Here is a 1504-nt window from a genome sequence, read left to right as displayed (position 1 = left end):
GCTGAGATTGCCCCGGCTTGTATAAGCATTTCCTTATTAAAAGGGAGGTGACTCAGCATATGAGCACAAGCAAGATACTTATCGCGTTGGTGACACTTTTGGGGGTCTTGGCAGGCGGCTGGTTCCTCTCCAATTACCTTGTTCTGCTCATCCTCGATCTGCCCAATGCGCCGCTCGCCTGGAACACGTGGTGGCAATACATTCAGGCGGCAGACCTGCCGCAGTACGCACCCTACGCTACCAAGATCAAGCTCAGCGGCGCCATAGGCTTCGGCGTACCACTGCTGGGCTGGGCCGCATTGCTCATCCCGCTCTTTCGAGCCAAGGCCGAATCCCTGCACGGCGACGCCAGTTTCGCCGAACTTGCCGATCTCAAGAAAGCCGGCCTGCTCGAGCAGACCCCGCAAAGCATCCTCATCGGCAAATACAAAGGCCAGTACCTGTGGCTGGGCGGCGCCCAGCACGTCATCACGGTCAGTCCGACCCGTTCCGGCAAGACCACCAGCATTGCCATCCCGGTGCTGTTGTCGTATCTGCACTCGATGGTCGTGCTCGACCTCAAGGGCGAACTGCGCAAAGCCACCAGCGGCTGGCGCGCAGCACAGGGTCACACCATCTATGTGTGGGCCCCCTACGACGACCAGGGAAAGACCCATCGCTTCAACGCCTTCACCCTGCTGGTGGGCATGGATGCGGGCAAGCGCATTGGCGAAATCCAGACCATCGCCGCCATTCTTTACCCGGACGAGCCCGGCAAAGACCCGTTCTGGACGAGCCAGAGCCGCGCCGCCTTCACCGCCTTCGCCTCCTACATGTTCGAGGTATGGGACCACTGGGGGCGGATGCTCGGGCGCGCCCAGGACCCCAACACCGACGAGAACTTTCCCAGTCTGGAACGCATCCTGCACCTGTCCAGCGGCGCCGACGGCAAGGGCACCTTGGCAATGCTCAAGGACATATTGAACGACCCGGAGCAGTCGGGCTTCATCAGCACGCAAACGCGCACGGTCTTTGGCAACCTCGCGGGCCTGGCCGAGCAAACCTTCTCCTCGGTGATTGCCACCATGCAGGCGCCGCTGCAGCAGTTCCTCAGCCCCGTGCTGGCCGCCGCCACCAACGCCACCGACTTCGACATTACCGCCATCCGCAAACGGCCGACCACGCTGTACGTCGATATTCCGACCAACAAGCTCGACGAAAGCGGCAAGCTGCTGAACATCTTCTTCAGCAGCGTGATCGGCAACAACCTTACCAAGCAACTGGGTGACGAGCCGGACCTGAAATACCAGATGCTCATGCTGATGGACGAATTCACCGCCATGGGGCGAGTGGATGTGTGGGCCAAGCGCATCTCGATCTCGGCCAGCTATGGGGTGCGCGACCTGTGCATCGTGCAAAGCCGCGCTCAGCTGCGCTCGGCCTACGGCGACAACGATGCACAAAATTTCATCACCAACCATGGCGCACAGATCGTGTTTGCGCCACGCGAGCAAAGCGATGCGGC

General features: G+C 60.8%; 1 protein-coding gene. It reads left to right on the top strand.

What is annotated here, in order from left to right; translation table 11 throughout:
* Nucleotides 1–59: 59 nt before the first annotated feature.
* Nucleotides 60–1504 (top strand): type IV secretory system conjugative DNA transfer family protein (locus EJI00_RS24840; protein ID WP_148110661.1); only part of this gene is annotated, 1445 nt, incomplete at its 3' end.

This window comes from Variovorax sp. DXTD-1, from assembly GCF_003984625.1.
Lineage (GTDB): Bacteria > Pseudomonadota > Gammaproteobacteria > Burkholderiales > Burkholderiaceae_C > Variovorax.
The sequence above is the reverse complement of the archived record's forward strand: the minus strand, read 5'-3'. Positions and strand labels throughout refer to the sequence as shown.